This is a genomic window from Loktanella sp. M215 (assembly GCF_021735925.1).
In the GTDB taxonomy this organism is placed as follows: Bacteria; Pseudomonadota; Alphaproteobacteria; order Rhodobacterales; family Rhodobacteraceae; genus Loktanella.
In genome coordinates, this window is sequence record NZ_WMEA01000001.1 from 2,975,191 (window position 1) to 2,998,784 (window position 23,594).

A 23,594-nucleotide genomic window follows, 5' to 3' on the forward strand; every position below is an offset into this window, starting at 1 on the left:
ATGGGTTTTTTGAGGTCTGCCGAATCCATCGTCACGCAGGCGGTGGCCGAGGCACTGCGTCCGCCACCGCCGCCGGACATCACGCGGTGGTGCGAGGACAACATCGTCTTCGACGAGCGCTCGCCGATGCCGGGGCCGTTCCGGATCGATCGGTTTCCGTTCCTGCGCGAGATCCACGAGGTCCTGTCGCCGGAGCACCCCAGCCGGGAGGTAACGCTGCGCGGATCCGCCCAGTGGGGCAAGACGGTCTCGGTGGTAAACCCCGTGATCGGGGCCTGGCATGAATACGGACCGCTCGACAGCCTGGTGGTGCATCCGACGTCGAGCTCGGCGACTGAGTGGGTCGACAACAAATGGTTGCCGATGCGCCGGCAGGCCCCGGGGCTGATCGCGGTCTTCGGCAACGGGCGCGGCGGTGACCAGAAGGACGCCAAGTTCAACCAGGAGACCCTGACCCGGAACGGCAGCCTGAAGGTGACCTCGGCCGGATCGCCGGATGACCTGGCCGGCACGTCGCGGCGGCTGGTGATCATGGACGATCTGGCCAAGTTCGAGATGAGCCAGAAGGGCGACCCGGAGGCGATGGCCACCTCAAGGGCCTCAGGGTTCGAGGACGCCAAGATCCTGCGGGTCTCGACGCCGCAGATCCACGGCACCTGCCGGATCAGCAAGGCCTACGCCCGCAGTGATCGCAGGCTCTACTACGTGCCGTGTCCGCACTGCGGCCACGCAGCACCGCTGACCTGGGAGAACTTCAAGCGCAACCTCGATCCCGCGCGGCTGCATGCGGCCGGATTCTCCTGCGACAGCTGCGGGGCGGTGATCAGTCACGCGCACAAGGAAGCGATGGTCGGCGCGGGTCGCTGGATCGCGGGCAATCCGGGCGGCGATCATCCGGGGTTCCACCTGTGGCGGGCCTATGCGCCGCAGCGGGACTGGGCTTCGATCGCGATTGAGTATGCCCGCGTCATGGGCTGGACCTCGGTCGCCCTGAGTGGCGAGGGCGAAGAGTCGCTGCGCGACGCGGTCGAGGCCGAGACCGAGCAGACCTTTTTCAACGACGTCCTCGGTCTGCCGCACGTGCAGGCGAGCAAGGGGCCGGACTGGGAGATCCTGCGCGACCGGGTCGAGAATGCGCCCGCGGGCGAGGTGCTGCCGCGGGGCATTCTGCCCGCACGCGGCTTCATCTTCACGGCGGGCGTCGACTGCCAGCTCGACCGGACCGAGGTGCATTTTGTCGCCTTCGGGCGGAACTACCAGCGCTGGTCGATCGACTACGTGGTGATCCCGCACCACATCGACGACGATGAATGCCGGGTGGCGCTCGATGCGATCCTGAAGACCGGGTACCGGACCGAGGCCGGACTGACGGTGCCGCTGGACATGATGGCGATCGACGTCGGCACCTATACGGAAGCCGTCTGGGCCTACGGCAAGCGGCACCCCTGGAGCCGGGTCATCCTGGTGAAGGGGTCGGGGTCACAGACCGGCCCCGTGATGTGGCCGATGCGGTTCGAGCGGCGCAAGGACGGCAAGGCCAAGCGGGCGCAGAACCGGGCGTTCAACCTCAACGTCAGCCAGATGAAGGCGGACTTCTACGCCTGGCTGGCCAAGGAAGACCCCCTCGAGCGGGGCTATTGCCACGTTGCGGCGGGCTTGGGCGACGAGTTCTTCCGGATGATCACGTCGGAGATCCGCGTGCTGAAGCGCACGCCGAGCGGCGTGGTCACCAGTAGGTGGGACCTCGTGGAACCGAGCCGGCGCAACGAAGGCCTCGACACGATGAACTACGCCGAAGCCGCCGCGCGCCGCAAAGGCTGGACCACGATGACGGACGAGCAGTGGGCGGTGCTGGAGGGTGAGCGTGCCGCGGCCCCCGCAGTACCGCAGGGCGACCTCTTCGATACCACGCTGCACGTCGTGCCAGTGCCAGCTGCGACCGCACCTGCCAATACGACGATAGCCGCCACTGCTGAACCGGAGCGGATGGGTCCGACGGTCGACCAGATCAACGCGCCGGCACCTGCGCCAACCAAACCTGATGCCGCCGACACCGGCGGGGCATGGATCAAGACCCGAAAGGACTGGCTATGAGTTACACCGCTGCCCAGCTGACAGCCCTGCGCGCCGCTGCGGCCAGCGGTGTCACGCGGGTGACCTACGACGGCCAGACCGTGGAATATCGGTCTGTCGATGAACTTCTGAAGATGATCCGCCTGGTCGAGGCCCAGCTGACGCCGCGGCGCGTGACCCATGTGAATCCGACATTCCAGAGGTCCACGTACAGATGAACTGGCTGGATCGGGCCATCATGAGCGTCGCACCTGTCTCGGGTGCGCGCCGTATCGCTGCGCGTGCGGCCATCACGCGGCTGACTGCGCACTATGAGGCGACGCAGCCGGGCAACCGTGGCACGTCCTGGCGGGCGACCCGCACCGATGCGGATGCCGCGGCGGCCAGCCGGCAGCGGTTGTCGGGCATTGCCCTCGACATGGTGCGCAACTCTCCACTGGCGACCCGGGCACAGCAGGTCATCGCATCCAACGTGGTGGGCGACGGGATCATCCCGAAGGTGATCGCCAAGAAGAAGGGCGAGCGAGAGGCCGCCCTGCGGCTGATTGAGGCGCATTTCGACACGACGGACATCAACGCCGACGGTCGCAACAATCTCTACGGCCTGCAGCGGCTGGTGGTGAACGCGCTCGTGGCCTCCGGCGAGGTGCTGATCCGGCGCCGGCGGCGCGAGCGGCGCGACGGGTTCGCCCTGCCGTTCCAGATCCAGGTGATCGAGATCGACTTCCTCGACTCCTTCGCCTTCGGCAAGGGTGAGGCTGGCAACGTGGTGCGCGACGGCATCGAGTACGACGCGATCGGCCGGCGTGTGGCCTATCATCTGCTGAGCGAGCATCCAGGCGCCCGCGGCTGGCGCAACCTCAGCCGGGCGTCGCGCCGTGTGGCGGCGTCAGAGATCCTGCACATCTACCGGCAGGACCGTCCGGGGCAGATGCGCGGCGTGAGCTGGTTCGCCCCCGTGGCGCTGGCGCTGCAGGACATGGCGGATCATCAGGACGCGCAGCTGATGCGCCAGAAGATCGCCGCCTGCTTTGCGGCGTTCCGGGTCAACCTCGACGGCGAAACGCCGGCGGCAACTGCGGATCCGGGCGGGCTGTCCACGCTGGTGCCGGGCAGGATCCAGAACCTCGCCCCCGGTGAGGACATCCGCTTCGCCGAACCCCCGGGCGTGCAGGGCTACTACGAGTTCACGCGCTCGGTGTCGCGTACAGTCGCCGCCGGCATCGGCGTCACCTACGAAGCACTGACCGGGGATCTGACTGGGGTGAACTTTTCCTCAGCCCGCATCGGACGGCTCGAGATGGATCGCAACGTCAGCGCCTGGCAGTGGCTGCTACTGATCCCGCAGATGATGCAGCCGCTGGCCGGCCTGGTTCGACGAGGCCTGGGCCATCGCCGACCCGGTCCGGGCCCGGCAGGTCAAGCTGCAATGGGTGCCGCCGCGGCGCATGCTGATCGACCCGAACCGCGAGATCACCGCCCTACGCGACAAGGTGCGCGGCGGCTTCGCCAGCCGGTCAGAGGGCATCCGCGAGATGGGATACGATCCGGAGCGCGTGCTGGAAGAGCAGATCGCGGACGCCGAGGCGGCGGACAAGGCCGGCATGATCTTCGACACCGACCCGCGCCACGTCTCGATCTCCGGTGTGGCGCAAACCGCGTCACCTGAACCCCAAGGCCAGCCGACCACAGATGGCCAGAGCGACCCCACACAGGAGGGCGAAAATGCCTGAGAACGAAATCCACCTCTACGGCAGCGTCGGCGGCGACTTCTGGGATGAAGACTACTTCAATGCTCAGGACGTCCGCACGATGCTGGCGAACCGGTCCGGCCCGCTGACGGTGCGGCTGAACTCGGGCGGTGGCTACGCTACCGAAGGGCAGGCGATCTACACGATGCTGGTCGATTATCCGGATGCCGTGCACATCATTATCGATGGCGTCACAGCGTCTGCGGCCAGCCTGATCGCTATGGCCGGCGACACGATCACCATGCGCTTGGGGGCGTGGATGCTGATCCACGATCCGGCGCAGCCCTTTACCGACGGTCGCGGTACCGAGGCCGATCATGTGCGCCTCGCGTCTGAACTCCGCGTTGTCAGTGGCGCCTATGCCAACATCTACGGGAAGCGGGCCGGCATCAGCCGCGACGCCGCCCGGGCGATCATGTCCGCCGAGACGGTCTACGACGGCCCCGCAGCCGTCGCGGCAGGCTTTGCCACCGAACATGACGCCGCGACGGAATCGGCGATCGCCGCGACCTTCGATTACCGGATTTACGCCCACGCGCCGCAGGAGCTGCGCGAGGCATCGAAACCTCTTGCCTCAAGCAAGAGCAAAGCGGCCGCGCTGGCCATTTTTGCGGGCATGCCCCGCGCAACACAAGAGGACCCCATCATGCCCCCCAAGCCCGGCGCCACAGCAGTGGTCGACGATACGAGCCCCAACCCGGTCGATACCCAGAGCCAGACGCCGCCTGCGCCCGACAGCAAGTCCGCCATCATGGCGGAACGTGCCCGCGGCCGCCGGATCACGGCATCTGTGGCTGCTGCCGGCCTGCCGGCGGAGATGGCGGACGAGCTCATCGAGTCCGACATGACCTTCGAGCAGGCCTCCGACAAGATCACCGCCGCCTGGAAGGCGAAGGGTGACACCGACACGCCGATGCCGGGCCGCACGTCGGCCACGATTACCGCCGACGCCCGCGACAAGTTCGTCACCGGCGTGACCAAGGCGCTCCTGGCCAAAGCGCACAACAAGGACGGCGAGCGCAACGAGTTCAGCAGCCTGACACTGTCGGAGATGGCCAAGGAATCGCTGGCCGCCGCGGGCGACCGGCAGACCTACCGCAGCCGTCAGGACATGGTCGGCCGCGCGCTGACGATGGCGGCCGCGCGCTGACGATGGCGGGCGCGCACACGACGAGCGACTTCGCGAACATCCTGTCCAACGTGGCGCAGGCCTCGGTGTTGCGCGGCTGGGAGCAGGCGGACGAGACGTTCGAGGCCTGGACCGTCACCGGCACGCTGCCGGACTTCAAGGAGGCCAAGCGCATCGATGCGGGCTTCTTCGAGCGGCTGCCGAAGGTGCCGGAAGGGGCCGACTACAAGTACGGCACCGTCGGCGACCGCGCCGAGAAGATTGCGCTCGCGACCTATGGCAAGCTCTTCCGGATCACCCGGCAGGCGATCATCAACGACGATCTGTCTGTGCTGGACCGGATCCCGATGAAGATGGGCCGCGCTGCGCGCCGCACGATCGGCGGGCTGGTTTACGGCGTGCTGTCGGGCAACCCGCTGATGAGCGACGGCAAGGCCCTGTTCAGTGCCGATCACGGCAACCTTGCCGCGGCCGGTGCCGCGCTGTCAGTGGCATCCCTGTCGGCGGCGATCGCTGCGATGAAAACGCAGAAGTCTGGCGACGAGGTGCTGAACGTGCGGCCGCGCTACCTGATCGTCGGCGCGGGGCTCGAGATGGTCGCCCGCCAGCTGCTGCTCTCCGCCGTCGATCCGACGGCCACCAAGGGCATGGCGATGAACCCCGTGGCCGGCGCGCTGGAACTGATCGTCGACGCGCGGCTCGAAGGCACCGCCTGGTACCTTGTAGCGGATCCTGCAGCCTACGACACGATCGAGGTGGCCTACCTCGATGGCGAGCAGGAACCGTACCTGGAAGAGAAAGACAGGTGGGGTAGCGACGGTGTCGAAATGAAGGTCCGCATGGACGCCGGTGTCAGCCCGCTCGACTGGCGCACCTTCTACAAGAACGCCGGCGCCTAACGCCGCCTGATTGGAGCCTCGCTCTGACTGGACACGGCCACCCCCGGCCGTGTCGCCCCATCCTCTGACCCTGAAGGGATCACCCCATGAAAAACTACGTCTACTCTGGCGAGAAGATCGATCTTCCCGCCCCCGTCACCGCCGTGTCCGGCGCGGCCATGCTGATCGGTGCGATGTTCGGCGTCTGCCAGAACGCCGCCGCGGTCGGCGAAGACCTTGTCCTGATCACGCAAGGTGCCTTCGATCTGCCGAAGCTCGCGGCTCAGGCCTGGACGGTCGGCCAGAAGGTATATTGGGATGACACCGCCAAGCTGGTGACCTCGGTCGCGACCGGCAACAGCCTGATCGGTGTGGCGATCGAGATCGCGGCCAACCCGTCCGATATCGGTCGCGTGCGCCTGAACGGCATCTCGGTCTGACGGGGCCGGTCTGATGACCGCCTTCGCCGCCGCCATCGATGTGATCTTCGCGGATCCCCACGTGGCGGCGAATGCCGTCTGGACCACGGCCGCGACCTCCGAGGTCATCCCGGTGCGCGTCATCCGCAAATCGCCCGACGTGCTGCAAGGGTTCGGCGGGGCTCAGTTCCAGTCGGAATCGAACATGTTCGATCTGCGCAAGTCGGAGATCGATGCTCCTGCCAAGGGCGATACTTTTGTTGTCGGCATGGCGCGCTACGTGGTTCAGTCGGAGCCGATGCTCGATCGCCTGCAGCTGGTCTGGACCCTCGACGTGCGGCCAATCGCATGAAGGCCGGGATTGAGATGAACCTCGACGAAGACACGCTGCGGGGCTTTCCGCAGGTCTATGGTCGAGCCCAGACCGCCGTGACAACGGCGATGCGCCGCGCCGGCATGACGATCAAGAATGAGATGCGCGCCGAAGTCCGACGAGCTGGGCTCGGCAACAAGCTGGCGAATTCGATCAGGTCACGTGCTTATCCTGAAAGCGGCAAGAGCATCAGCGCCGCGGCGCTGGTCTGGACCAACGCGCCCGAGATCATCAACGCCCATCTGAAGGGTCCCCTGATCCGGTCGAAAAGCGGCTTCTGGATGGCGATCCCGACGGACGCCGCCGGAAAGGGACGCGGCGGATCACGCCTGACGCCGTCCCAGTGGGAGCAAAAGACCGGGCTGAAGCTCACGTTCATCTATCGGCCCGGGCGTCCGAGCCTGCTGATCAGCGAGGCCCGCATCAACACCCGCGGCATCGCGGTCAAGTCTCGATCAAAGACCGGGAAGGCCCGCGTCACGGTGCCGATCTTCATCCTCGTCCCGCAGGTGAAGCTGCGCAAGCGGCTGGACTTCAACGCGGCGATCAACCGGGCAGCGGCGGCGCTGCCGTCGATGATCATCCAGAACTGGAGCGACTGAGATGCCCAGCAAGCGCGAGACCGTGATGCAGGCGCTCTTCGATCGGCTGCAGGCGGATTTATCCGTCAAGGTGCTGCGGGACGATGTCCTGCCGTCGGTCATTCCCCCGGCGGGCGTCGTAATCCTGCGCGACGGAAACCCGGGCGAGCCGGAGATCCTGCTGTCGCCGCTGTCCTACACCTACACCCACGCCGCCCTGGCCGAAGTCTTCGTGCAGTCCGACACCGACCGCGCGGCGCTCTTCGATGCGATCGGCGTGCAGATCGATCTGGCCCTCACCGGGGACTGCACGCTCGGCGGCGCCTGCGAGTGGGTCGAGGCCGCAGCACCCGATGGTGATGAGTTGCCGATCGACGGCGCCGCCACGATCCGGGCCGTCACGGTCCAGATTGATTTGACCTACACGACGACGTCACCCCTTTCCTGACCCTCACTCCAAGGAGACCGACATGGCACGTGCCCAAGGCGCGCGGTCGCAGCTTGCTGCGGCCTTCGAGACGACATACGGCACCGCACCCGCGACAGGGTTCTCGCGGTTGCCCTTCGCCAGCGAGACGCTGGGATCCGAGCAGCCGCTGCTGGAGAACGAACTGCTGGGCTACGGTCGCGATCCGCTGGCCCCGATCAAGGACGTGGTGACGACCTCCGGCAGCATCGTGGTCCCCATCGACGTTGCAGCCTTCGGCTTCTGGCTGAAGGGCGCCTTCGGCGATCCGGTCACGGTCGATGGCCCACCGGCCGTGCACACGTTCCAGTCCGGCGCCTGGGACCTGCCGAGCCTTTCGATCGAGAAGGCCATGCCGGAGGTACCATACTTCCCGATGTTCACCGGCGCTGTCGTCGACAAGCTGTCCTGGACGATGGCACGCGGTGGCCAGCTGACGGCGACGGTCGATCTGATTGCGCAGGGCGAGACGCCGGCGACGGTGTCCAACGCCGGCAGCGTAGCGGATATCCCGGTCCAGCGGTTCGGCAACTTCAACGGTCAGATCAAGCGGGGCGGCACGGTGCTGGCCAACCTGATCACCGCAGATATCGCCTACGGCAACAACCTCGACCCGGTCGAGGTCATCCGCGCCGACGGCAAGATCGACGGCGTCGATCCGTCGATGGCCATGCTGTCGGGGCGGCTGACCAGCCGGTTCGCCGATACGGTCCTGATCGATCAGGCCACCGCCGGCGATCCCTGCGAGCTCGTCTTCGCATACAGCCTCTCGGCCTCGGCGAAGTTCACCTTCACGGCGCATGCGGTCTACCTGCCGAAGCCGAAGGTGACGATCGATGGGCCCAAGGGCGTGCAGGTGACCTTCGACTGGCAGGCGGCCATGGCGGATGTACCTGGCCGGATGTGCACGGCCGTTCTGACCAACACGGTGGAGGGTTACTGATGCTGCGCCTGCGTTTGAACCGCGCGCCCACCTGGATCGATCTGGCTGGTGGTGTCCGCGTCGAGGTGGTCCCGCCCTCGTCGCGGCTGATGCTGGAGGTCCGGGAGACCATCGATCTGGGCGATGGCGAGGCGGACATCGGCAACGCTGCCTTCGTGCTGGCCTACGGCAAGGCCCTCGCCGTGGCGGCGATCACCGACTGGGAGGGCGTCGTGGGCGAGGACGATCAGCCGGCGCCGGTCACGCCGCAGAACGTCGCGGCCCTGATGGACATCTACCAGTGCTACCTCGCGTTCCGCGACGCCTACATCACGCCGGCCCTGACCCTGGCCGCGGAGGGAAACGTCTCTGCGCCCTCGCCGAATGGCACTTCGGCGGCGGCGCCAGCTACTGTGCCGGATGCGACGGCCTCTGCGAAGAGTGCCCAGGCCGCGCCCAGCAACCGGTGACTTGGGAGGGGCGGCGGATGTGGGACCTCGTGCAGTCGCTGCAGGGCCAGATGCGGATCGTCAGCGGGCAGACCGCCACGGGGTACGTGGCCTTCGACATGACCGCGGCGCTGGCGCTGGCCCGGGCGATGGGCCTGCCGGCCGCCCTTGCCGCAGACCTGCTGCCGCGGATCGAGACCGTCGCCGTCGCCAAGATGAATGAACAGCTGAGGTAACCGACCATGGTCGAGAAGAGAGCGATCGTCCGGCTGAGTGCCGAGGGCGGGGAGACCGTGCGCGCCGAGTTCGTCTCGGTCGGCCGGTCCGCGAAGGCGATGGGGGCCGACCTGCGTCTTGTGGGTCAGGATGCGACCCGGATGTCGACGGACATGCAGAAGGCCATCGCCAGCTTTGCCGGCATCGAGACGGAGCAGAAGAGCGCCAGCAGCAGCGCGCAGGCCTTCACGGCGGCGCTGGGGCGGGAAGCCGCACAGTTCAAGTCGCTGAAGGCCGCGGTTGATCCGGCCTATGCCGCGCAGATCCGCTACGAGTCCGCCGTCCAGAAGGTCCAGCGCGCGCAGCGCCTCGGCATTGCCACCAACGCCGAGGCCGAGAACACACTGGAACTGCTGGAGCGGCAGTACCGCACCACAGGGGCCGCGACGGAGCAGATGATGGCGGCCACGGCGCGCGGGACCGGGAGGATTGGATTCCAGGTGCAGAACGCGAGCTATCAGGTCGGCGACTTCTTCGTGCAGGTCGCCGGTGGCACCGCCGCCAGCCGGGCGTTGGCGATGCAGCTCCCGCAGTTGCTCGGGGGATTCGGTGTGGTCGGGGCGGCAGCCGGTGCCGTGGCCGCCATCCTCGGCGCGCTGGTCCCGATGATGTTCGAGACCGCCGATGCGGCCAAGGAGATCGATGCGCTCACCCTCGACGGCGCGCGTTCGGCAATCTCGGCGCTCGCGGACCTCGAGGACCGTTACGCGCTCGCCGTCCGGACGCGGGGCGTAGCGCAGGACGCCGTCTCCAGTCAGGCCGTCCTGATGCTGGGGCAGGAGTTGGAGGCGCAGCGCGCTTTGCTGCGGGTCGAAGAGGCGCGGATGAACAACCGCGCAGCGCAACTGCGTCAGCAGATCGCCGACAACCGTGCCGCCCTGCAGTCGCAGATCGACGCGGCCACGCTGGGCCTGACGCCGGAAGTGGGTCTGCCGGATTCCGTTCGGTCCCAGACAGCGGATGCGGCTCTGGCCGCGACACAGCGGGTGCTGGATGCCAACGAATCGGTCACGCTGGAGCTGCAGCAGCAGAACGCCGAGCTGACCCTGCTGGAGATCGGCCTGCGGACCATCGAAGCGGCGAACCAGGACGGCGCCGCTGCGGTCTCAGCCACCTCGGCGGAACTCGAATCCCAGGTCGCGATGCAGGCGCTGATCGCGCAGTACGGCGAAGACAGCGTGCAGGTGACGCGCGCCCGCGCGGCGGCCGAGCGCGATGCGTTCATCGAGATCGTGGCGGCTGGCGGTGAGACCGATGCCATGAAGGTCTCGATGATCGCGGCTTATGATGCGGCGAACGGCATCGCCTCGGCCGACATGGCGGGCGGTATCGCGCAGGGCGCCTCGGAGGCCGAACGGCTCGCGGCATGGCTCGGCATCTCTCTGTCGCGGGCGCTGGAGATCTCGCGGACGACCTCGGCCATGGCGGCGGAAGATGCGGCGATGGGCGTGTCTGTCACGCCTGATGGCAGCACACGGGCGCAGAACCGCTCCGCCGTCGACAACCTGATCCGGCTGACGACGCCGCCGAAAGTGACCGGGCGTACCGGTGGCGGCGGCAGTCGCGGACGCACCCCGGCGGTGTCCGACGCGGAGCGCAAGGCGGAGCAGGAGCGCAACCGCATGGGGCGCGAGGCCGAACGGGTCATCGCATCGATGCGGACGGAGACGGAGAAATACAACGACGAGCTGCGCGACCTGGCCGAGCTGAACACCCTCGGCTACTTCAAGGACGCGCCCGAGGCCTACGCCCGCGCAGTGGCCGACCTCGATGGCAAGCTGAACGACGCCAAGTTCGGCCCGATGCTCAAGGGCATGCAGTCGGTGAATGCCGAGATCGCCCGCGCCATCGTCACCTCCGGTGATCTGGGTGATGTCTTCACCAGCCAGTTGCAGCGCATGGCGGAATCCCTGCTGACATCCGGGCTGGATCAGCTTGCGACGGCCATCTTCTTCCCGGGCGCCACCGGAGGCCAGGCCAAAGGGGGTGGCCCGGGCAGCCTGCTGAAAGCGGCGTTGAACCTGCCGTCCTTCGAAGGTGGTGGCGGCACCGGTACCGGGTCGCGGTCCGGCGGTCTGGACGGACGCGGCGGTTTCCTCTCGCTGCTGCACCCGAATGAGACCGTCCTCGATCACACCCGGTACCAGCGCAATGCGCCGACATCGATGACGCAGAACATCGTCGTCAACGGCGCGACCGGCAATGCGGAGATCCGCGCCATGGTGGCGGCCGGTGTAAAGCAGGGCAACGAGGCGATTCGCAGGGAAGTGCCCGGCATCATCGAGCGCCACACGAAGGTGGCGGGATGATCTTCGCGACCTTCCCGCACCAGGCGCTTTACCAGTCCGTGCGGTTCGAGCTTGTTGGGCGCGGCGCCAGCGGTGGCGTCGGCCTCTCCGGTGCCACGACCCGCGTCGCCAGCAATTCCGCGCACTGGAAGGCCGAGGCCACGTTCCGGATCCGCGGCGAGGAGGCTTATCTGGCGTTGCAGGGGTTCGTCGCGCAGATGCAGGGTGTGCTGGGCGAGACGCTGGTGCCGGCGTGGTCCCGGGTTCTGCCGTGGGACGGTCAAGGCCGCGCCCTGTCACGCACGGCGGCTGTGAGCCTGCCGGCGGAGGGCTTTGGCGACGACACGGGCTTCGGCCAGACCGTCATCAAGCACGCCTCGCTGGATGTGGCGGCTGCGCTGCGCGATGGGCAGATCCGTGTCGATTACGACAACACCAACGGTCTGCGGCCCGGGCATCGGATTGGCATCGGTGAGCGCTGCCATGACGTGATGAGTGTCGTGGATATGGGGAACGACAAGGCTCACGTCAGGGTCCAGCCGCTCATGCGGCAGGCCTATCCGGGCGGAACATACCTCGTCCTCGACCGGCCAGTCTGCCGGATGCGGTTCGAGACCGAAGGCGAAGGTATTCTGCCCTACACGACCGAATTCCGTCAGTCGGTCACCGTGAACTTCAGGGAGGTGGTGTGATGCGTTCAGACAGCGAAGAAATGTACAACCTTTCAGCCACGGGCAGGCTCACCAGAGCGAACACGCGGGCTTTGGTGAGAACGATGGCCGAAAATATCACCAGCCTCGAGCGCGTGCTGGAGCGCCTCAAAAAGACATCATCACAGAGGGGGGAAGCCATGACCGTCCGCGACGACATCATCGCGATCCCGGACGAGAAGCTGCGCACGGCGCCGATCGCTGCGGACTACCTGATCTTCATGGACTAACCTGGGCGCACCGCGCCGCGTCTGGACGGGCTGGGGTGATCTGGTGACCGGGGGCCAGACCTGGCAAGGAGTAGGCTCGCTGATCGGCGTGTCGGAGATCCCGGCCTCGATGATGGCCACAGCCGAAAGTGTGACCCTGACGTTGGAAGGGGCGACCAGCGAGATGCAGGAGCTGGCGCGGGCAGCCACCTCCCGGGTGCGGGACCGGTCGATCGTGATCTACCAGCAGTTCTTCGACGTCACGCCGATCGACGTGAACCAGCAGCCCTGGTCGCCACTGATGCCGGCCTTCGCCGTCTACAGCGGCAAGATGGACCGCATGACCTACAGCGCGGAACGGGACGGCGACGCCGCCTACCTGCGCACGATCGAGCTTTCGACCTACAACCTGTTCACCAATCGCAACGCGCCGGCGAACGGCCTCTGGACCGACAGCGATACCCAGCGCCGCTATCCCGGCGACAAGGGGGCCGCTCGCATGCCGCTCTACGCAGGATACAGCCCGATTTGGACCGTGTGAGGCTGGCCGCCGACGGGGCGGACGTGTCGCATGTGGTGAGGCTGGTGCTGGCCCTGACGGCGGCCGTTGAGGGGCCGCAGCGCGTCGATGTCGCCCACACTGGCGCTCATGTGCTCCGCCTCATGCAGAGCCCCACTGGCGTCGTCTACGTGAGCCCTGGCGGGTTCATCGCCGGCGAGGTGGGCACCACGATCATCACCCCCGAATTGGTGGCCATCGAACACGGGTGGTTCGCAACGGACCGATCGGGGCTTCGCCTACTATCCGCCTTCGAGATTTGGGCGGCCAGCATGGGGTGCAAAGGCATCAAGATGAGCACCGGGCCCACGCATGCTGCGGCGGCCCGGATCCTTGAGCGGCGCGGCTATCGGCCCGCAGAACTGGCGTGGTACAGATAATGGCGATCTTCTCGGCAATCGCCTACGGCGCGGCCTACCTTGCGGCGTCGGCCGGCTTCTCCGTCGCCGCCGCCACGGCGATCAGAATGGGTGCCGCCAACCTCGCGCGGTCCTTCGCCGTCTCGCTCGTGTTGCGGGCGCTCACGCCGAAGCCCAGCATTCCGAAGCAGCAGATCCGTGCCACGATCAACCAAGCGACCGGTCCACGCACCCGGCTCTATGGTCAGGGCCTGCTGGGCGGCACGCGGGCCTTCTGGGAGGTGCTGGGGAACGGCCTTTACCAGATCATCGTGATGAACCACGGGAGGCTCGACGGGCTGATCAGCTACTGGCTGGACGGTAAGCCGGTGACGGTCGTGGATGGCTTTGTCACCGACAGCATCTACGACAACAACGTCCTGATCGACTTCAAGAACGGGTCAGCAGGGTCAGAAGGCGGCGACTATGCGCTGCCGAAGGAGACGTTCCCGACACTCTGGACTGACGACCACAAGCTGCTGGATCAGGCCACGGTCTTCACGCGGTTCCTCGCCCCCGGCGCCGAGAAGTTCAACCGCGCCTTCCCGAAGGGCGCCAACACCGATGTGCAAATCGCGGCGCGGGGGGCACGGGTCTACGACTTTCGTACTGGTACCACGGGATACAGCGACAACGCGACGCTCTGCATCGGCGACTATGTATCGAACGGCGATGGCTTCCGGATCGCGCGCAGCGACATGGATGCCGGCATCTGGTCGGCGCACGCGGATTTGTCCGACACCGAGATCGTGCGACGGGCCGGGGGCACACGGCCGCTCTACCGCCTCTGGGGCACGTACAGCCTGACCGAGGAGCCGAAGTCGGTCCTGGCGCGGATGCTGACCACCTGCAACGCGACGGTCTACCAGACCGCTGAAGGCAAGGTGGGCATCATGGGCGGCGTCTATGCCGCACCGGACGTCACGATCACGGCCGACGACATCTTCCGCTTCGTGCTGATCGACGGGACCGAGAAGCTTGATGCCTTCAATGTGGTGAAGGGGATCTACACCAGCGCCGACCACGACTACCAGGACACCGAGGCGCAGCCCTGGGAAGACATCACGGCACTGCTGACCGAGCCGGAGCGGTCGATCCAGTTCGACGCCGACATGGTGCCGGACCATGGCCAGATGCGGCAGCTGATGAAGCTCGAGCTCTACCGGCAGAACCGGCCGTTCAGCCTGTCGATCACCACGAACCTCGTCGGCATCAAGGCCCGCTTCCCGCGCGGCACGAGCTACCACGTCATCCGCGTGCAGAACCCCGACATGGACTTCGACGAGGTCTGCGAGGTGGTCTCGCACAAGACTTACGCCGAGGCCGACGGCAACGGGGTGCTGCAGTGGCGCTGCCAGATCGAACTGGTCGGCATCGATCCCGCCTGGAACGCCTGGGACGCGATCACCGAAGAGGGCGACGCGCCGATAGCACCAGCCGTCCTGGAGACCGAAGGTATCCCGGTGCCGGTGATCTCGGAACTCGCCCAGTTCGCGGCCGGTGCGGGGCAGGGGGTTCGCGTCACCGTGGCCGATATCAGTCGCCCCGACCTCGTGTTCGCGGCCCAGATCCGGCTGGCCCCGAGCGGTAGCTGGTCCGCCATGGTCGCAACCGACTTCGAGGCCGAGAGCGTCGGCCGCACGATCGGCAATACCTACGACGTGCGCGTCAAGTATAACGGCGGGGCCTATTCGGATCCCGCATCCATCGAAATCCTTGATCCGGAGGCGCCGTAGATGGCCGACCCACTGATTTTTCTGCGCGACTTCAATCGCTACACCGGCGACGGCAAGCCCAATGCACCGATTGGCGCACCACTACCAATCGGCGATCCGGCGTCGGGCGCCTATGTGCCGACGAAGAAGGATTTGCGTGATTTCGTGTCGGCGCTGGCGATTCAGGTTTCGGATGAAGCGCTGGTGCTGACGAAAACCGGCAATTTCGCGGGTCTGACAAATCTGACCGCCGCGAGGGCGAACCTCGGGCTTGGTAGCGCTGCAACCTTTGCCACCGAGAGCCTTCCGGTCAGCACTCCCCAAGCGACGGCCACCGCTTCGGCGATTGATACGCTTTTCACGCTGCTTAAGACTCTCGGTATCGGCGCTGGACCGACAAACGATCCAAACATTCTGATTGCTTTTACAGACGAGGCGCAGCAGCGAACATGGCTGGAAGTCGATACTTCCACTCTTGGCCCAAGTGCGCTCGCCGTCCTTCGGATCATCAGTGCCATTGGTAAAGACCCAGCGAACGCGAAGGCGCTGCGAGATGCGATTGGATTGGGTGGGGTCGCGGTAACCTACGATGACCCAAACCTTGAGGTGCTCCCCTTCCCTTGGACAGGATCTGGCGCTTTCTAAGCTCTGATCTGCTCCTGCTGATCGGGTTGCGTTGCTTCGACTTTCAGCGAGTAGACTACGGCCGGTGGTTGGCCGCCAAGGGCTTTGTGCGGGCGGCGGTGATTGTAGAACCCCATCCATGTCCGGACACCCGCGCGGGCCTGAGACCCGGTCTCCCAGACATGCAGATAGACGCACTCGTATTTCAGCGTGCGCCACAGGCGCTCGATGAAGATGTTGTCCAAGTAGCGGCCCTTGCCATCCATCGATATACGGACGCCCGACCGCCGCAGGCGGTCTGTCCAAGCAAACGATGTGAACTGCGATCCCTGATCGCTGTTCATGATGTCAGGTGGCCCGAACCGATAGATTGCCTCGTTCAGCGCGTCGACGCAGAAGTCGGCGTCCAGCGTGTTCGAGATCCGCCGGGCCAGAACCCTTCGGGTGTGCCAGTCCATGATCGCCACCAGATAGAGAAACCCTCTGCGCATCGGCAGGTAGGTGATGTCCACGCACCAAACCTGATTGGGCCGCTCTACGCGCAGCCCGCGCAAGAGGTAGGGATAGGTCTTGTGCCCCTTCGCCGGCTTGCTGGTGTTGGGTTTCTGGTAGATTGGAATCAAACCAATCAGGCGCATAAGCCGACGGATGCGCTTTTCGTTCACCGCGTGTCCCTCGTTGCGCAGGTGCCACGTCATCTGGCGCACGCCGAAGAAGGGCGTCTCCAGGAATTGCACGTCGATCAGCCGCATCAGCGCGAGGTTCTGCTCCGTCTCACCCTGCGGCGTATAGTAAAACGACGACCGAGAAACCTGTAGCAGCGCGCACTGCTGGCCAATCGACAGGTCCGGATGGTCGCGCTCGACCATGCTGCGCCTCACTTCCCGCCCCAAGGTTTGAGCTTTCTTTCCAAAAAAGAGTTGGCCACCGCCAGCTCCCCGATCTTGGCATGCAGATCCCTGACCTGGTCTTCATCGATGACCGGCGTCTTGCGGCCGCCGCGTTCAAAGACACCGGACGCGCCATCCAGCAGCGCACGTTTCCATTGGTTGATCATCGTCGGATGCACGCCGAACCGGCTCGCCAGCTCCGACACCGTCGCCTCACCTTTCAGCGCCTCAAGCGCCACCTTCGCCTTGAACTCAGGGGCGTGCTGCTTTCGTTTCGACATCTTCGATCTCCTTCGTGGTGAAGATCAACAGACAGCAAATCGGAGCTTACGTCAGTGTCCAGTTTTCGGGGGGCACCTCAGATATTAACCCGAACCGGAACGCTTGTGACCGTCGCAGTGTGGAAGAGATCGGTAACGGGAACATCTGTCAGATTGGTACTGAGGATTCCGTACCTAGTTTTGCGGTCATCGGTGATAGTTTCGCCGATGCATTCATGCCTGGACTAGCGGCTGCAGCAACTCAGGCCGGTGTGTCAGGCTTAGTCCTCACCTACAGCGGATGCTATCCACTTCTCGGAACCTTGCAGAAAAATGGCGTATGCGATGAGTTTTATCAAGCAGCGGCAGACGCAGTTTTGACTAACGAACAAATCGCTGGAGTTTTTTTCATTGCAAGATGGAGCTCCGCATTTGAAGCATCTCGGTATGGAGAAAATATGAAGTCAGATATGTTTGTGACTGATAAAGAGCATCAATTCCCTTCAGTCGACACTAACCGTATCGTTGTTCGCAATGGGTTGGACAGGCTGCTGGGCGAAATTAGTGATAAGGATATTCATTTAGTTACAAGTATTCCAGAACAGGCCGTCAACGTGCCGCGGACTGTTGGTATCAGCCTGCTTATGGGTTGGAAAGCTGCGCCATCTGTCTCTCGCGATGCCGTCAATGCTCGCTACGAGTTTGCAAATGATATCTTGGAAAATTTTGCCGACAAATACGATGCCGATATTATAAATGTGGCTGATGCGCTTTGCACGGCATCAAGCTGTTCTGGCGTATCTCACAATCTGCCGCTGTATGTTGATGATAATCATATCAGTAGAACAACGGCGATAAGTCTGAAGGAATTGTTCCGGCCAGCTCTTGCTGGGGACTGACTGACGTGGTCTCTATATGGGCTTTTCATTGAAACTACTCGAAAATTGCGAGCGGCATCGATGTCGAACGGCCCTTACTTTTCTGTTCTGTTCACAACGCATTTGGAGGGAATATTTCTATAGGTGATAATAACTACTGACAGTCGCAGGAAATCAAGACGGTCTGGGATGAGGCGGTAGGGTCGGCAGAGATCACTGATCGAGGGGCAATGTCGATCATGTGGAGCTGGTAACGGGAATCGAACCCGTTACTGAGGCTTGGGAAGCTCAGTTGTATGAACCGTTGTGGAGCGGTTTGGGCGGAATGAACCCCGCGGCCAGATCCACCATCGGGAACGTCATTAAGAATGCCTGGGCATCATCGATCGACATGAAATTATAGGCCGCGGCATCCATCCCTGCCGCCACGGCCGGACCCTGGCCAAAGCCGTTCACGCCGAAGGTTGCCTCCAGCCACACCTCCATCTCGACGAGCATCGTGCCAAGGCCGGTGGGCGGCACGCGCACCTTCACCCGGATCGGAAACTTGCGATCGACCTCGTTGGCTGTGGCACTGGTGCGTCGTGGCATAAGAACGGTTCCTGAACATGCTGTACAGGATTTGTACGTGGGTATCCTGAATGTTGCTGTCATGTTCTGCATTTTCTTGCAGACCTGATACAACTCTCCAAAATCACACGGCGCAAAAGCCCATATTTTAAAGGGAATTTTGGTGACCTCGACAGGATTTGAACCTGTAACCTATCCCTTAGGAGGGGGGGCTCTCCTTGCCTTGCGCGAGAGGGACTATTCAACTTTCGCGTCGTCAATATTTACCGTTCGCAGGATGGAATGCGAGACTTTGGCAGCCAAAGCTTGTGGAATGACAAACTTGACGGTCTGCGAAGCGTCGTCGCAAGCACCGCAGGATCAAATTTTATTTTGATACACTAACCATCGACAACAGGGAAAGTCTGACAGGGCATTCCTTCACTACCGTATGAAGGATAAAAAACGAGCCGCAAAAGCAGATCTTCGCAGTTGGCGCTATCGATCTCATCCCGGGTCTCAACCCTCGTTGCGTAAGTACATATTAATGCATCACATTTTAAGCATCCACTATATATCGATATTGAATCAGAAGTAAGAAATCTAGCGGACATTTAAACTCACCAGTGGTCTGAGGTAAGAATGTTTTAGGACGACATCCTTAACTTCCTGTTACCATGCGAAAATGTTGATCTCGGATCGCTTTGGTCTGGTGGCAGATCAAAGAATGAAATCGTTGAACGACAGACCAGTGAGGCCGTCCAAGTGGATAGTCATGTCAGCCCGACCGTCACCATCAATATCGACGAGCACCCGGATTCCGTCGCTGACCTTGTCCCATCGCACGTCCCCGCGGTTATCCAAGTCGTACGACCGATTGCCGACGTACTCAAAACTCTGGTCGCCTGCCTGCCGCCGGTCGGCGTCGATCGACGCAAGATCGATCTTGTCCAATCCGCGCTGGAAATCTTGGATGACGTCCCGCGTTGAACTTGTCAGTCCGCTATCCGTTAACTTAGTAGAGACAAAGACATCTGCGCCATAGCCTCCTCGCAACTGATCGGCACCCGCTCCGCCAACTAGCCTGTCAGCCCCGTTGCCGCCGGCAAGGGCATCATTGCCTCCGCCGCCAAACAATCGATCATTGTCGCTTCCCCCGAACAGGAAATCATTTCCGCCGGCCCCAGAGAGCCAATCACGTCCAAAATCTCCGTAAATCTGGTCGTTCCCACCACCGCCGGACACACTATCATCGCCCCTTTGCCCGTTAATGAAATCATTGCCGAGTCCTCCGAAGATCCGGTCATTCTCCTTTCCGGCCCTGATCGTGTCATCGCCAGACCGGCCGTAGATCAGGTCAGAGCCGCCGTAGCCAAAAACCGTGTCATTGTCATTACCTCCATCCAATACATCATTCCCTGAGCCACCATAGAGACTGTCTTTCCCATCACCGCCCGTCAGCCGATCAGCGCCGTCGCCGCCCATGAGGATGTCCGAGCCATCATCGCCACCGATCCAATCATTACCGAAACTACCTTGGATACGGTCGTCACCGAAGCCGCCATAGATTGAGTCGTTTCCATTGTTCCCGAAAAGGACATCATTTCCGACCTCGCCGTAAATTGTGTCATGCCCGCTGCCGCCCCAAACACGATCGAACCCATCGCCAGCTCTGATGGTATCCCCGTTAAGACCGCCTGCGATCAGATCACCAGAAGCCGTACCGTAGACGATTTGCAAAACATCAGCGATGTTTACATCATCATCATTGATAATGACGCCACCATTCGGGCGGTAGCCCGCAGGAACCACATTTACCGGATCGACGTAGGCTACCGTTCTCAGCTTAGACGTATCTACCGGAGCAATGATGAAATGACTTTCGTGGTCGCCGTTGTTCGCGCCGCCGTTTCCGGTCAGATCCACCCTTGCTCCTTCGAGCGCATAGAAGATTTCACCGCCATTGGTCTTGATTGATAGCCACTGCTGAGGTTCTGTCCCGGCATCGTTGTGTGCGCCGTTGAATTCCACTACTCGAACATTAGAAGGGAGTTTGCTTAGATTGAGAACCTCACCTTCAATCAGGATGGAGTCTCTGGAAAAGTCGAAATCCTCCAGTCGACCGACAATCATGTTGTTGATGTTGTCGAGGTTTTGAAACTGGAAAGTGTCCATTCCTCCGCCACTTCTCGCGTGATGGCCGTGCGAGAACTTCGTGATGTTTTCAAAGCCCAAGATAAGGTTCGTATTAGCGTCTCCAAAAAACATGTGAATTTGTGAGACACCATCCTGTGCAATAAAAAATTCCATCTCGGGATCAGCTGGGTGCTCATCATGGCTGCCAGCATGCAGAACATAAGAAATCTCGGTGTTTGACATTTTGCTAACCCTCCATTCAAGTCGATGGCCGGGTTATGCTGCGTGAGTTCCAATAACTCCTAAATAGGATTGGAAATTAAAAAGAAGAGACTTCTTGAATTTTATTAGAATGCGTAATGTTTACTATTTATTCCCAATTTTGACGCCGTTATCTCTATTAAATATTTCTATTTTGGCAAGCGCCGTGGACGTTTGAGCGGTGGCAGCCAATAGAATTTCGCTGATTTCATCGAGGTCGTTTTTTTGGGAAAACTGCTGCAGATCGTGTAGAACATTCAGGATCCAACGCTTGTCAGTCATTTTATTACCCTATTTACTTCAATTTTGAAATAGAGGCGAATGGTTAACGAATGGTAAAATGATGGCGTCAGGAGTATCTCCAGCCTCAGGATTTAATCGTGCAATGAAGCACGGTTAGCTTGGAGAGTACCTCCGACCAGACCTTTGGCGAGCTGACTGGCACGCTGACGCAAAAAAACTTGGACCTGCGTCAGAAGTTGTTTAAATGTTCGTCGAACATCAGCTTGCCTGCGCTCTAATCGGCAGGACAATTCCGCCGGGCGAAATTTGATCCTCGCTGTGGTCATACTTATACGGGCTGAGGCCGCTTCTAGTCCCGATTGTCTGCGCTCATGCTGACGGCAATAAGGAGCCATAGTGGACTTAGTCTGTCCGCCTGTTGCAAGCCCCGAAGCTCTTCCGGTTAAGACTATCCATGACTCCCATCAGCAATCTCGCCTACAGCAATGTCCATCAATATCACTCTTCAGGGCGGCCGCTGAAGTTTCCAAAGCTCAATGTAACCCATTAGTAGACCGTACGACATTATCGGAGCGGCTTCCGTACTACTGCGTTAAATTGGCTCTGTTTGCGCAGTCCTGTCGGGATAAGAATGAGGGGGAGCGGGGCGGGGGCCACATTGCTTATAACCTATTGATTCGCCTGCCACCAATTCGGCCGTTGCGGGGGCCACATGCGTCAACGCTTCAACGGACTTCGTGCGAAAGTGCTGGCCCGGCCGGGAGCACTACTTCGTTGTAAGGGGCGCCGTCAGTCGGCGGCCTGGGAGGGGTTGACCGCGCTCGCATTCCGACGCGGTTCAAGCGATGTCTCTGCGAAAGTCCGGCAGCACACATTCCGTGTTTGTTCGCGGTCTGTCCAACCATACGGAACACATAATGTTATGGAATTTCAACGTGGCGAAGCGAATTTGCAATCCGCTGCGTTGAACCGTTTACTGCGGAAAGATATGTTTTGGCCCCCTTTGGTGCAGATCCATAGACTTACCAAGTTCTTGCCCAAAAGCGGGGGGCACAGTCCCCGTAACCGCTTCTTCTACCTCGCCAAATTGCGCATGGGCGGGGACCACATGCGCCACATGGTATCGGACAATTTTCGTTTAATACGCGTCCGGCAGGGGGCACCACTTCGTTATTAGTAAGTCTTGGGTGCCGGCCCTGGGCAGTTTAACCGTTCCCGAATCCCACCGGACGTTCGTGCTACCTGCGGCGAATGTCCGGTTCGAGCCTGACCTACATCTTTCCGCAGCGCAGCGAATTTCGGCTACGCTGAAATGTAGAACTGCGAATTTTTCTCAGCGTCGGCGCATCGCAAAGTCTTGAATGATGACATTTTACAATTCATGCTTTGCCAATCAAAGTGAGGTAGCCTCGCGAAAAGATTAAGCTACGTCTGAACTTGAAGGGCTCGCATGAAAAAGAAAATTTTGTTATCGCTAATTATTCTTCCGTTCATTTGTGGTCTTGCTGCTTTCACCCTCCTGCTTTACCCGCGAACCGACTTGCAGCCGTTGCCTGACAGTCTGATTAGTTTTGCTTCGCCTCAAGGGCAAAACCTCTTTGTCAATGCTGATGCCAAATCAGATTTTGACGAATTGGCGGAAAATTTTAAAACGCAATGGCTTAAGAGCTACTGCGGCGTTGCAAGCGCTGTCGCGGTTCTGAATGCCATGGATGTGCAGGTGACACAGCCAACTTTCTTCAACTCTGATACATCATCTGTCAGGTCCCGTTGGAAGGTTACATTTACAGGGATGACCTTGGAGGCTTTTGGCGCTCTACTGCAAGCGCATGGTGCAGTCGCGTCAGTTCGGCACGGAGGCTCTTTCACTCTAGATGAATTTCGAGAAATAATTGTGCGAAACTTTTCGAATGATGGCGACTATTTTGTTGTCAATTATCAGCGCGAGGTCTTGGGGCAAGACAGGGTCGGGCATATATCACCGCTTTCAGCTTAAGATCTAGAAACCGATATGGTCCTGATCATGGATACTGCGGGCTATAAATATCCACAAACATGGGTTCCCGTAGCCGTGCTCTTTGACGCGATGGAAACTTTGGATACTGAATCGCAATTGAAACGGGGGTTCGTCGAGGTGCGCAGCGCGAGCTAAACTTCAGAACAAATGATTATCGATGGTGAAAAAGGTTTTTGGCCTTTGACTTCGTTTACAAGCATGCAAGTGAACGTTGAATGAGCTTGTGAGCCGAGCAAGGACCTCGCAATTTAACTTAGTGATTTACACGTCATTCAGAGATGGTTTTTGTTGTGGCTGTCTTTCAAAGCAGCCATTTAAGCAATTTCAGCGAAATGTAACTTTGTCCGCTTAGCGGACGTTATTGCCGGCCGCGGCGAATGTCCGTCTCATGCTTCCCTATCAAGCGCTTTGAAAGGCTAGGAATCGAAGTTCCCACCTTCCCGTTTCGTTCACGTCTTGTCTTGGGAGCTAATTCTTCTAAGGGGCTGTTAACACTGCTGGTCGAAGGAATTCAAAATCCCCCGATCGCAAGGTCTTGTC

General features: G+C 61.7%; 24 protein-coding genes and 1 pseudogene. 21 read left to right on the forward strand and 4 right to left on the reverse strand.

Annotated features, from left to right (window positions below):
* From GLR48_RS14750 to GLR48_RS14840, 19 genes are all read left to right on the forward strand, one after another.
* Nucleotides 1-2,094, forward strand: a complete 2,094-nt coding sequence (locus tag GLR48_RS14750) for a phage terminase large subunit family protein (RefSeq protein WP_237062554.1) — start codon at nucleotides 1-3, stop codon at nucleotides 2,092-2,094.
* On the forward strand, nucleotides 2,091-2,291 hold the full coding sequence (locus GLR48_RS14755; protein WP_237062556.1) for a phage head-tail joining protein: 201 nt from the start codon (nucleotides 2,091-2,093) through the stop codon (nucleotides 2,289-2,291). The genes GLR48_RS14750 and GLR48_RS14755 overlap by 4 nt, the downstream gene beginning before the upstream one ends.
* Nucleotides 2,288-3,742, forward strand: a complete 1,455-nt coding sequence (locus tag GLR48_RS14760) for a phage portal protein (protein ID WP_237062559.1) — start codon at nucleotides 2,288-2,290, stop codon at nucleotides 3,740-3,742. Before GLR48_RS14755 ends, GLR48_RS14760 begins: the two co-directional genes overlap by 4 nt.
* 56 nt (nucleotides 3,743-3,798) lie before the next feature.
* Nucleotides 3,799-4,974 carry a Clp protease ClpP gene (locus GLR48_RS14765; RefSeq protein WP_237062561.1) on the forward strand — a complete coding sequence of 392 codons (1,176 nt, stop codon included), beginning with the start codon at nucleotides 3,799-3,801 and terminating at the stop codon, nucleotides 4,972-4,974.
* A gap of 2 nt (nucleotides 4,975-4,976) precedes the next feature.
* Nucleotides 4,977-5,852, forward strand: coding sequence for a phage major capsid protein (locus tag GLR48_RS14770; protein ID WP_237062563.1), 876 nt, complete (start codon nucleotides 4,977-4,979; stop codon nucleotides 5,850-5,852).
* 86 nt (nucleotides 5,853-5,938) lie between these two features.
* Nucleotides 5,939-6,271, forward strand: coding sequence for a DUF2190 family protein (locus GLR48_RS14775; protein WP_237062565.1), 333 nt, complete (start codon nucleotides 5,939-5,941; stop codon nucleotides 6,269-6,271).
* 13 nt (nucleotides 6,272-6,284) lie between these two features.
* Nucleotides 6,285-6,602, forward strand: a complete 318-nt coding sequence (locus GLR48_RS14780; protein ID WP_237062567.1) for a head-tail joining protein — start codon at nucleotides 6,285-6,287, stop codon at nucleotides 6,600-6,602.
* Nucleotides 6,599-7,225: a DUF6441 family protein gene (locus tag GLR48_RS14785; RefSeq protein ID WP_237062569.1), complete on the forward strand. Its 627-nt coding sequence runs from the start codon at nucleotides 6,599-6,601 to the stop codon at nucleotides 7,223-7,225. Before GLR48_RS14780 ends, GLR48_RS14785 begins: the two co-directional genes overlap by 4 nt.
* A gap of 1 nt (nucleotide 7,226) precedes the next feature.
* The gene (locus tag GLR48_RS14790) at nucleotides 7,227-7,652 is read left to right on the forward strand and encodes an acyl-CoA transferase (protein WP_237062570.1); all 426 of its coding nucleotides are present in this window, start codon (nucleotides 7,227-7,229) and stop codon (nucleotides 7,650-7,652) included.
* A gap of 22 nt (nucleotides 7,653-7,674) precedes the next feature.
* The gene (locus GLR48_RS14795) at nucleotides 7,675-8,613 is read left to right on the forward strand and encodes a phage tail tube protein (RefSeq protein WP_237062571.1); all 939 of its coding nucleotides are present in this window, start codon (nucleotides 7,675-7,677) and stop codon (nucleotides 8,611-8,613) included.
* Nucleotides 8,613-9,062 carry a hypothetical protein gene (locus tag GLR48_RS14800; RefSeq protein WP_237062572.1) on the forward strand — a complete coding sequence of 150 codons (450 nt, stop codon included), beginning with the start codon at nucleotides 8,613-8,615 and terminating at the stop codon, nucleotides 9,060-9,062. The genes GLR48_RS14795 and GLR48_RS14800 overlap by 1 nt, the downstream gene beginning before the upstream one ends.
* A gap of 17 nt (nucleotides 9,063-9,079) precedes the next feature.
* Nucleotides 9,080-9,277: a DUF7697 family protein gene (locus GLR48_RS14805; RefSeq protein WP_237062573.1), complete on the forward strand. Its 198-nt coding sequence runs from the start codon at nucleotides 9,080-9,082 to the stop codon at nucleotides 9,275-9,277.
* Between the two features lie 6 nt (nucleotides 9,278-9,283).
* Nucleotides 9,284-11,626 carry a hypothetical protein gene (locus GLR48_RS14810; RefSeq protein WP_237062574.1) on the forward strand — a complete coding sequence of 781 codons (2,343 nt, stop codon included), beginning with the start codon at nucleotides 9,284-9,286 and terminating at the stop codon, nucleotides 11,624-11,626.
* Nucleotides 11,623-12,297: a hypothetical protein gene (locus GLR48_RS14815; RefSeq protein WP_237062575.1), complete on the forward strand. Its 675-nt coding sequence runs from the start codon at nucleotides 11,623-11,625 to the stop codon at nucleotides 12,295-12,297. The genes GLR48_RS14810 and GLR48_RS14815 overlap by 4 nt, the downstream gene beginning before the upstream one ends.
* Nucleotides 12,297-12,545 carry a hypothetical protein gene (locus GLR48_RS14820; protein WP_237062577.1) on the forward strand — a complete coding sequence of 83 codons (249 nt, stop codon included), beginning with the start codon at nucleotides 12,297-12,299 and terminating at the stop codon, nucleotides 12,543-12,545. The genes GLR48_RS14815 and GLR48_RS14820 overlap by 1 nt, the downstream gene beginning before the upstream one ends.
* A gap of 43 nt (nucleotides 12,546-12,588) precedes the next feature.
* Nucleotides 12,589-13,065, forward strand: a complete 477-nt coding sequence (locus GLR48_RS14825; RefSeq protein WP_237062579.1) for a hypothetical protein — start codon at nucleotides 12,589-12,591, stop codon at nucleotides 13,063-13,065.
* Nucleotides 13,053-13,463: a hypothetical protein gene (locus GLR48_RS14830; RefSeq protein ID WP_237062581.1), complete on the forward strand. Its 411-nt coding sequence runs from the start codon at nucleotides 13,053-13,055 to the stop codon at nucleotides 13,461-13,463. Before GLR48_RS14825 ends, GLR48_RS14830 begins: the two co-directional genes overlap by 13 nt.
* A complete protein-coding gene (locus GLR48_RS25955) occupies nucleotides 13,451-15,217 on the forward strand; it encodes a phage tail protein (RefSeq protein WP_237062583.1) in 1,767 nt (588 codons plus the stop codon). The genes GLR48_RS14830 and GLR48_RS25955 overlap by 13 nt, the downstream gene beginning before the upstream one ends.
* On the forward strand, nucleotides 15,218-15,841 hold the full coding sequence (locus tag GLR48_RS14840) for a hypothetical protein (RefSeq protein WP_237062585.1): 624 nt from the start codon (nucleotides 15,218-15,220) through the stop codon (nucleotides 15,839-15,841).
* Here GLR48_RS14840 and GLR48_RS14845 read toward each other — a convergent pair.
* A protein-coding gene (locus tag GLR48_RS14845) for an IS3 family transposase (protein ID WP_237062587.1) occupies nucleotides 15,838-16,991 on the reverse strand; the annotation gives its coding sequence in 2 pieces (ribosomal slippage) (nucleotides 15,838-16,739 and nucleotides 16,739-16,991; 1,155 coding nt in all). The genes GLR48_RS14840 and GLR48_RS14845 overlap by 4 nt on opposite strands.
* A 119-nt stretch (nucleotides 16,992-17,110) precedes the next feature.
* Here GLR48_RS14845 and GLR48_RS14850 point away from each other — a divergent pair.
* On the forward strand, nucleotides 17,111-17,869 hold the full coding sequence (locus GLR48_RS14850) for an SGNH hydrolase domain-containing protein (RefSeq protein WP_237062589.1): 759 nt from the start codon (nucleotides 17,111-17,113) through the stop codon (nucleotides 17,867-17,869).
* A gap of 267 nt (nucleotides 17,870-18,136) precedes the next feature.
* Here the strand turns inward: GLR48_RS14850 and GLR48_RS14855 are convergent, their stop codons facing one another.
* The 3 genes from GLR48_RS14855 to GLR48_RS14865 form a co-directional block, all read right to left on the reverse strand.
* Nucleotides 18,137-18,439, reverse strand: coding sequence for a hypothetical protein (locus tag GLR48_RS14855; protein ID WP_237062591.1), 303 nt, complete (start codon nucleotides 18,437-18,439; stop codon nucleotides 18,137-18,139).
* Between the two features lie 678 nt (nucleotides 18,440-19,117).
* Nucleotides 19,118-20,776, reverse strand: coding sequence for a calcium-binding protein (locus GLR48_RS14860; protein ID WP_237062593.1), 1,659 nt, complete (start codon nucleotides 20,774-20,776; stop codon nucleotides 19,118-19,120).
* A 123-nt stretch (nucleotides 20,777-20,899) separates the two neighbouring features.
* Nucleotides 20,900-21,076, reverse strand: a complete 177-nt coding sequence (locus GLR48_RS14865) for a hypothetical protein (RefSeq protein ID WP_237062595.1) — start codon at nucleotides 21,074-21,076, stop codon at nucleotides 20,900-20,902.
* A gap of 1,411 nt (nucleotides 21,077-22,487) precedes the next feature.
* On the opposite strand from GLR48_RS14865, the pseudogene GLR48_RS14870 reads away from it, so the two are divergent.
* A pseudogene (locus GLR48_RS14870) lies at nucleotides 22,488-23,189 on the forward strand (phytochelatin synthase family protein).
* The last annotated feature ends 405 nt before the right edge of the window (nucleotides 23,190-23,594 follow it).